At 61.5% G+C, this 7,792-nt stretch carries 7 protein-coding genes and 1 pseudogene; 4 read left to right on the top strand and 4 right to left on the bottom strand.

Annotation, left to right across the window (positions count from 1 at the left end):
• Together ELY13_RS14330 and ELY13_RS15110 are read left to right on the top strand one after the other, a co-directional pair.
• Positions 1-117: pseudogene (locus ELY13_RS14330) on the top strand (IS5/IS1182 family transposase); the annotation flags it as partial.
• A gap of 201 nt (positions 118-318) precedes the next feature.
• Positions 319-498 (top strand): hypothetical protein, encoded by a 180-nt coding sequence (locus ELY13_RS15110; protein ID WP_164549835.1) that lies wholly within the window; start codon positions 319-321, stop codon positions 496-498.
• A gap of 284 nt (positions 499-782) precedes the next feature.
• Here the strand turns inward: ELY13_RS15110 and ELY13_RS14320 are convergent, their stop codons facing one another.
• Together ELY13_RS14320 and ELY13_RS14315 are read right to left on the bottom strand one after the other, a co-directional pair.
• Positions 783-1,172, bottom strand: coding sequence for a type II toxin-antitoxin system VapC family toxin (locus ELY13_RS14320; protein WP_126174580.1), 390 nt, complete (start codon positions 1,170-1,172; stop codon positions 783-785).
• On the bottom strand, positions 1,169-1,414 hold the full coding sequence (locus tag ELY13_RS14315) for an AbrB/MazE/SpoVT family DNA-binding domain-containing protein (RefSeq protein ID WP_126174582.1): 246 nt from the start codon (positions 1,412-1,414) through the stop codon (positions 1,169-1,171). Before ELY13_RS14315 ends, ELY13_RS14320 begins: the two co-directional genes overlap by 4 nt.
• Positions 1,415-1,835: 421 nt before the next feature.
• Here ELY13_RS14315 and ELY13_RS14310 point away from each other — a divergent pair, with 421 nt between their 5' ends.
• Positions 1,836-2,975 (top strand): tyrosine-type recombinase/integrase, encoded by a 1,140-nt coding sequence (locus tag ELY13_RS14310; RefSeq protein ID WP_126174579.1) that lies wholly within the window; start codon positions 1,836-1,838, stop codon positions 2,973-2,975.
• A gap of 323 nt (positions 2,976-3,298) precedes the next feature.
• Here ELY13_RS14310 and ELY13_RS14305 read toward each other — a convergent pair whose 3' ends face one another.
• Positions 3,299-4,126 carry an SLBB domain-containing protein gene (locus ELY13_RS14305; protein ID WP_126174578.1) on the bottom strand — a complete coding sequence of 276 codons (828 nt, stop codon included), beginning with the start codon at positions 4,124-4,126 and terminating at the stop codon, positions 3,299-3,301.
• Between the two features lie 20 nt (positions 4,127-4,146).
• Complete coding sequence (locus ELY13_RS14300; RefSeq protein ID WP_126174577.1) at positions 4,147-5,532, bottom strand: outer membrane beta-barrel protein; 1,386 nt, start codon at positions 5,530-5,532, stop codon at positions 4,147-4,149.
• A 423-nt stretch (positions 5,533-5,955) separates the two neighbouring features.
• Between ELY13_RS14300 and ELY13_RS14295 the strand changes: the two genes are divergently transcribed.
• Positions 5,956-7,491, top strand: coding sequence for a lipopolysaccharide biosynthesis protein (locus tag ELY13_RS14295; protein WP_126174576.1), 1,536 nt, complete (start codon positions 5,956-5,958; stop codon positions 7,489-7,491).
• Positions 7,492-7,792 lie beyond the last annotated feature (301 nt).

Raw genomic sequence — 7,792 nt, 5'->3', positions numbered from 1 at the left:
ATGTTTGGCAAGCTCAAGGACTGGCGCCGCATCCACACCCGCTACGACCGCTGCGCCCACACCTTCATGTCCGCGATCTGCATCGCCGCGACCGTCATCTTCTGGTTGCCGCAATGAGTCCTGAGCCTAGCAGCCGAACCTAATCAGCGTCTTTCTTGCCTCTGGCCTGGAGGTCCTTGGCCGACCGCTCCGCCTCATGCTTTTGCGACTGTGAAGCGTCCTGCATCCAGCAGTAGGTCCGGCCCGCTACCGGTAAGCGCCTAGAAATAGATCTCCTAAAGCCCGGCGCCGGAAAAGCGTCATTCGGCGCTGACGACGATGTTCTGGTCGATCATGCGCCAGATGGCAGCGTTGACAAAGAGCTGCCAGATTGCGCTGATGGTTGTTGCCGGGATTGTGGTCGAGGTGCGCGGTGGCGAGCACCACCTGCGTAGACGGAAGCACGGCTTCGCCTGCAAGTTCGGCCATGCGCAGCTGCTTGGGGCGGCGGTCCGGTGATGCGAGCCCGCGCACACGCTTGCCGCGCTCATCGCGCCAGCACTGACGCTCGTCATCGTACCAACGACCATCACCGAGATGACGGACCCTAACCCCGTGGGGGCGGCCGCAGTGCTCGCAGCGACTTTTGGCACGTTGAAATCGGATAAAGGCAGACAGTTCACGCCAATCAATTGGGTATAGCCAACGATGTTCAGGTCGGATCGGCATTGATGGCTTTCATCTAATTTCGGGATCGCATCAGCGCTTCATCAGGCCCGTCGCCCCGCGGGAACGTGCGGCGATTAGCGGATAACTACCACCTTGACCTCGGCTGCGTCGGCAATCGTTTTCCAATGCAGATCACTAGTCCACGCGGGCAAACCGTCGCGACGCGCGAGCGCGAGACAGATGCAATCGCACAACGACAGCCCCGCCTCAGCGGTGACAACGCGCAGGCGTCCAGCAAGTCGAGCGAGCGCTTTGTCGACGGGTACGATTGTCATCGGCAGCGGATCGAGCATGGCGTCGACTTCGCGTTCGGGCATACCGGCTTGGACGAAATGGCCGACTACCTCGGCATAGTTTAGGGCACTGATCCGCGCACCAGCGATGGCATTTGCGACCTTGGCGGCGCCACGCTCGCCCTTGAGCATCGCGAGGAGGGCCGAGGCGTCGAGCACGACCTCGCTCACTCTCCGCTCTCCTCACGGCGCCGCGCGAGAAAGGCTTCAACCGCAGCATCCGGGCTGCCGTCGGTGTAGCGCTTGGCCAATGCCTGTGCGCGCGTCACGGCCTGGGCAGCGGTGCGCAGGACCACGCCTTCGTCAGTCTCATCAAGATAGACTGAACCGCCGTCAACAAGGCCGAGACGTTTCCGAATGTCTGCTGGTAGGCTCATGCGCCCATTAGGGGTTATGTTTACTTTAGTGGGCATACTAGCACTGAACCTCTTTTGGTTGATAAGATGGTAAGTGGTACCACAGGTGAATTCATAATCCAACGTGGTCCAGTGCGTGCCATAGATTGGATAACGTGGCAAAGTACGTCACATGCGGCATAACGCCTCGCAACACTTTCCATAATCGGACATTATGGTAAGAATAGCGCGTTTATTGGCTAGAACAGAATTAGAGCAGGGTGTGAGCCATAATATGGACGATGTGCCACAGGGGGCCAACCAGGACGCGAATAGCGCCGGGGAGTGCATGAGAGAAAATCTGCCACATATCGGCCACTCCGCTCTTTCTGAGGAAAACCTCCCTAAGAAGTATTCTGTAGCATCATCATCGGCCTCTAGCGCTGTGTTGGTGGTGCGCTCGACAGGTCCGCTGCCGCTCCGCCGCTCGCGCCATAACATGGGTGACGCAAGTCCAACGCCCGACGAACGGCTACTGACCGCACTGACCCAAGCCGCGCCCGCCGACCTGCCGCCGGTCAGCGCCATTGGCCTTGAAACCGGGATGGAAGCAATGGCGCCCGCCTCCAAGCTGGCACTCGCCGCCGATCTCGACTGCTGGCTCGTCTGGTGCGGCGGCGAGCGCCGCCGGCCGCTGCCCGCCGAGCCCGAGGATCTGGTGCGCTATCTCCGTGCGCTTGAGGCCGACGGCAAGAAACCGGCGACGCTAGCGCGACGGATCGCCAGTCTCGCCACGGTGCACCGGCTGCTGAATCTTGGCGGGGACCAGCTGCCGACTGCGGCTCCAATGGTCCGCAATGCCCTGCGTGCACACCGCCGCCGCAAGGGCGCGGCCCAGCGCCAAGCTGCGCCGCTGCGGTTCGGTGGAGCACTAGGCGCGGGTAGCAGCTTCACCCTCAGTGCGCTGCTCGCGGCATGCAGTGGCGACCTGCAGGGCATACGTGATGCCGCGCTGCTCTCGCTTGGCTACGATGCTGGCCTCCGGGTCAGCGAACTGACCGCAGTTGAAGTTCGTGACCTGCGCCCGCAGGGTGATGGTACCGGCCTGCTCCACCTGCCTCGCTCCAAGACCGACCAGGAGGGCTTAGGCGCTTGGGCGTGGCTATCGGCCGATACGATGCGCCGGGTCGCCGCGTGGCGTGATGAAAGTGGCATCACTGAGGGGGTGCTGTTTCGCCGGGTTGGTGTCGATCGCCGCCGCCAGCGAGCCAAGGAGATCGCCGATGCGCGCTGGGGAGAGACTTCGGACGAGGCAGCGTTGCTCGTCACCTTCACCGTCGGCCCTGCAGCTCTCACTCGCCAAGGTGTCACCGGCATCTATCGCCGGGTCGCGCTGGCTGCAGCCCAGGCCGGACTGGTCGAAATCGGCGCCGGTGATCTCGACGCGGCGATCGCCGCGCTCTCAACCCATTCGCTACGGGTCGGTCTCACACAGGATCTGTTCGCGGCCGGAGAGGATGGTGCCGGCATTGCCCTCACGCTGCGCTGGTCGTCGCCGTCGACCGCGTTGCGCTATGGGCGGCAACTACAGGTGCAGAGCGGTGTCGCAGCCCGGGTGCTGGCGCGGGTGCGGTCCTAAACCGCTGTGCCGCGCCCTCTTCAAGGCATACCGGATGCTGTAGCGAAGCAGGCATCGATATGATGTAATGGGGGGGCGTGCCCCCCCCCCGCCGTCTCCAGCTGAAAGTGGTTTTCTTGCCGGCGACAGGGCGCCGCTCAATCTTTTGGATCCCGACCAATCCGGCCGGGAGAAGATCAAAACATGGGCCACTTCTTAGTGGACATTTCTGCGCTTCCCGGCGCCAATCAAAACCGCACCATCAGTTATGAGGCAAAATGTCTACAAGGCATGTTCGCCCGCGACGGGGGGCGACCGATCAACGCGCGAAGCAGTGCCGATGATCACAGGAAACGTTCGTGGATATAGATCGTGTCGTCAGGTTGAATTGGGCTATCCAATTCCGCCTTTTTCAATTCCTGGTCGCCGCGGTAGATGGTGATATTTTTCTGCGTGCCCGCTAGAGTCGGTCCGCCGGCACGGGCGAGAACTTGCCGTAGTGTCATACCGCTGCGGACGGTAAATGAACCCGGCGAATTGACTTGGCCATAAACGAACACGATCGGGGCGGTGGGGACATACAGCGTGTCGCCCGCTTGGACCACGGTAGCAGTGCTCCAGTCGCCGGTCAGGTCAGCAAAGGAGATGTGGTGCTCGGCCGGATCGCCGCGGCGGTGCAGTACCACGTAATCGGCGCCGTCGGGACGACCGCCGCCAGCACGTGCCACAGCCATGCCGACCGTCTGTGGCCGATCGAGCGGATAGATGCCGGGGGTGCCGACCTGGCCGAACACGGTCACGACGTTGCTAACATACTGCGTCACGTCGACGTTAACCGACGGTTTGGTGAAATAGCCGCCGGAGCGAAGCTGGTCGGTGATGTGCTCAGAGAGTTGGCGCGCGGTGCGGTCGCGCGCCTGCACCGTGCCCAGGAAGGGCAGCGTGATTGTGCCGTCTTCCTTGATTCGCGTACGGACCACCTGATTTTGCTGCTGGTTCGGGCCGTAGATCGTCACCTCCACCTCGTCATTGGCTCCGAGTTTGTAGCCATCGCTCGGCTGCATTGGGCCGGCCACGCTCATCGGCGCGGCGGCCTGGGCGGCGGCGGCCTGGATGGGGGCGTTCGCACCGAGCGGCAGCGCGGCGGCGGCGATCAAGGCACGAAAGCGCATGGTATATCTCCTCCTGCTCATCAAAAATGTGCGCCGATCGAGCTCGACAGCACGGTCGACTTGTAATTGTACACCGGATTGTCGGCATTGCGCCAGCGGTGGCCCAGCGTGATGCCCACACGCAGCCGGCGGGATAGGTCATAGCTGTAGTTGGCGAGTACGGCGTTAGACCGGTCTGCACGGATCGGTAGCAAGGAGGGGATCAGGTCGTCGCCGCGGAACTCGCGCTGAGTGTGATTGCCGGTCAGGCTAATCCGACTCTTAGCACTGACCTTCAACCCAGCGGCCAGCGTGTAATCCTCCCGGATGACATAGGTGGCGCTAAAGCCATTCTGGTTGGTCACCTGCCGAACAGCCGTCCCCGCAACAGTAAATCGGGGATTCGGCAGCCATTCCACTTGGCCGCTGTAGGATGCGCCAAAGAAGCTGGGGACGCTGGCACGCTGTGGATCGGCCTTAGTCACGCCAGCGGCGGCTCTAATCCGGACGCGGGGCGAGACTGACCGATCGAGGCCAAGGGATAGACTATAGACGTCGGTATCGTCTTCAAAGCCAGTCAGTTCGGCGATATCAGGACGACGGAGCTGCGCGACCGTGGCGTTCAGCGTCACGGTGCCAACGCTTGGCTGGGCATAAGCGATGCCCAGGTTCCCGAGATACTGCTCGTAATTGAAGTAGCTTGCTCGACTGTTGTCGAGCGTCCGATAGGTAATCCCGACCACTGGAGAAAAGCCTGCCCCGCGCTCGCAGCTCGCGGTCGCGCTATAGACCTGGGTGGTCGAGGTGGCCCCCGCGGCCTGCGTATCGTCGAAATCGAAGCGGAACCGATCGTAGCTCGCCTCTGCTTTAACCGAGCAGATTGCGCCCACCGGTGCCCGAGCCGACCCGTTGAAGTCTATCCGGCTCTGATCCAGGAAGCCGAAGCGGCTATTGAAGTCATAGCCTGCGGACCCGCTGACGCCGAGCGCGACGCGCCCGAACAATCGACGGTAGTCAAGGTCAATCCCCGGCGTCACGCGCACATTATTGCGTGAGCCGCCGTCTAGATCGACGTGGCGCAGGACATTGGTATCATACACCGCGCGGACACTGGGCACGAGCGTGAAGCGTGGTTGGTTGTCGACCACAGTGGTGCTTAGCGGCGACGTGACCAACACCTGGCCTACCACAGGTTCGGCTATTGGCTGGGCGAACACCTGGCCTACCACGGGTTCGGCTATTGGCTGGGCGGATGGCGTGGTCTGGGCGGATGCGCTGCCTGCGACCCCACCAGCGATCCCGGCTGCTAGCATCAGACAGCCGGTGCCCCGGTACAGACGACGCCGCTTCCGTTCAGGCGCGTAACGCGACAACGGCCATGCTCCCCCATAAGCTTCACCGACCGGATGGTCAGCGGCATGGTCCATATTGCCCGAAACGGCGGGTGGCAACGGGGCACGGCATCGTCAGAAATTTTTCGATGCTGCTGCGGATTGGCCTTACCGAGTAAAGCTACTACCGCGGGTGCAAGGAATGTGGCGGTCTGAAGATGGACCACGTTCCATTTTGCTCCACCTGCGGATGACTATGGCACCAGAGGCAACAATACAGACCCTTCAGTGGGGCGGTCGGTAGAATGGGGCAGGTGGACGTAACCGGTGATGGCTGCGCACTAACACCTCGACAGCTTTACAGGGGTGCTCAAATTCTCGAGCGCCTGCTACGGTCGTTTCGATTAGTGCACGGGAGGATGGTGCGCAGTACAACACCCGTTGCGGTTCGGACCGTTCGCGTCCACCCACGATCGAACCGCAGTATCTGTGCACAGGTGGAACGACATCGGGTGAATCATGGCTAATTTGGTGGACCCCGACATTCGTCCAGCTGCGGCGGCAGACCCCGTCTCGGCGAAGCCGCATCGCACGCCCTCATTAAAACGAGACGCGGCGTGGACCGCGGCGGATACGCTTTTTTCCTCGGGTCTCGCCTTCCTGTTTCGGCTGGTGGTGGCACGCTTCGTCGCGCCGGCTGAATTCGGCGTCTTCGCCCTCGCGCTCACCACCTTTGCGATCGTTCAGGTGTTCAATGAGTTCGGCATGGCGGCAGCGATCATCCAGCGCTCAGAGGATCGCTTCACGCGCGAGTTGGTGGATACGGCCTACGCCTCATCGACTCTCGTCTCTACCGGGCTGTTCGCAATCAACCTGCTGGTAATCGCTCCTCTCGCCGCGTGGATCTACGGCAGTGAGCGCGTGGGGCTGGTAACTGCTGTGATCGGTGTCTCCTTCCTGTTCACGCCGGCCGTAAGCATTGCGCGCGCGCTGCTGTTCCGTGCGCGTGATTATCGAGCGGTAACGATTGCGCGGATCGTCTCCACCTTACTCAGCCTTGTCGTGGCAGGCGTGGTGCTCGCGCTATATCAGAATGTCTGGGCGCTAGTGGTGCAGATCGTCTCCGCCCAAGTGTTTCTGGCAATCATGATGCGGTGGGTGGGCGAGTGGCGCCCGCGCTTCAAACTGAGCCGCAACGCGTTTCGTGAAATGATCGGCTACAGTGGGCTGGTGTTCGCAAATGATGCGTTCAATGCCGTAGCCAAGAACCTGGACATAATCGTGCTCGGCCGCGTGCTGACGCAAAATCAGGTCGGCCTCTACTCATTGGCCTTCTACATCACCGATGTGTTGCGGCTGCATCTCACGTCCATTCTCAACCGCGTAATGTTCACGCAATATGCGACACTCCAGAACGACTATGGTGCAGTTCGCTTTTATATCGTGCGCACCATGTCAGTGAACGCACTCATCATAATGCCGTTGATGATTACACTGACGCTGGCAGGACCAATCGTACTCCCCGAAGTACTGGGGGAGACGTGGCGCGGCATGGGGCCGACACTTCAGCTCCTAGCACTATCTGTGATGCTATCGGCACTTGGCGGCACCACCTCTACCGCTTTCAAGGCGCTGGGACGGCCTGGCTTAGAATTTGCCATCACGGTGGGTACATCCACGCTGCTGCTAGCGCCTGCGCTCGTGATTGGGGTTTATGTTGCCGGCATCGAGGGTGCGGCAGCCGCCGTGGTGTTCAACGTGCTGTTGAGCGTCATCGTTCGTCAGGTTGCGCTAAATCGCCTGGTGGGGTCGACTCTGGTACCGGTGATAAGGGCGGCCGCGGGTTCGCTCCTCGCACAGGTGCCGATTGTGCTCGTCTGGTTCGCGGCAATGGCGGTACTGCCGTTTGCGCCAGCGGTAAACGCGGTGGTCGCAAGCGTGCTTGGGCTCGCTGGCTATGGCTGTTGCCTCCTATTGCTGTTTCTATGCAGGGTGGAAAGTGAAGCATGGCCAGCTTTCAGCCGCCGACGCTACATGGGCGATGTAACCCGCTGATCATATTCGCGGAGACACCAGTGCTATGAACTTCGTCCGTCGGGCCGCCCTTCGTGCGTCCGATACATCGGGAAAAACCCTTTTTGAGCAGACTGGCTGCTGTCCGATGTGCCTTCAGGTGAGTGGCATCCATCATCAGCCGGTCGGGCTTCCCGCCGCGAGCGCAGCGAAGATCTTGTCGAACACGCCGAGCCGGCTCTAGCGGGCAAAGCGGTTGTAGATCGGTAAGCGTGGTCTGGGCGCCGCCTTGCGTTTTCGATTTTTCGTGCCTCGGCCTGAGAAGCTTTTCCGGCGGTGCGTC

The organism is Altericroceibacterium xinjiangense (assembly GCF_003958635.1).
GTDB classification, from domain to species: Bacteria; Pseudomonadota; Alphaproteobacteria; order Sphingomonadales; family Sphingomonadaceae; genus Altericroceibacterium_A; species Altericroceibacterium_A xinjiangense.
Note: the sequence above shows the minus strand (reverse complement) of the source record. Positions and strands in the feature narration are given on the sequence as shown.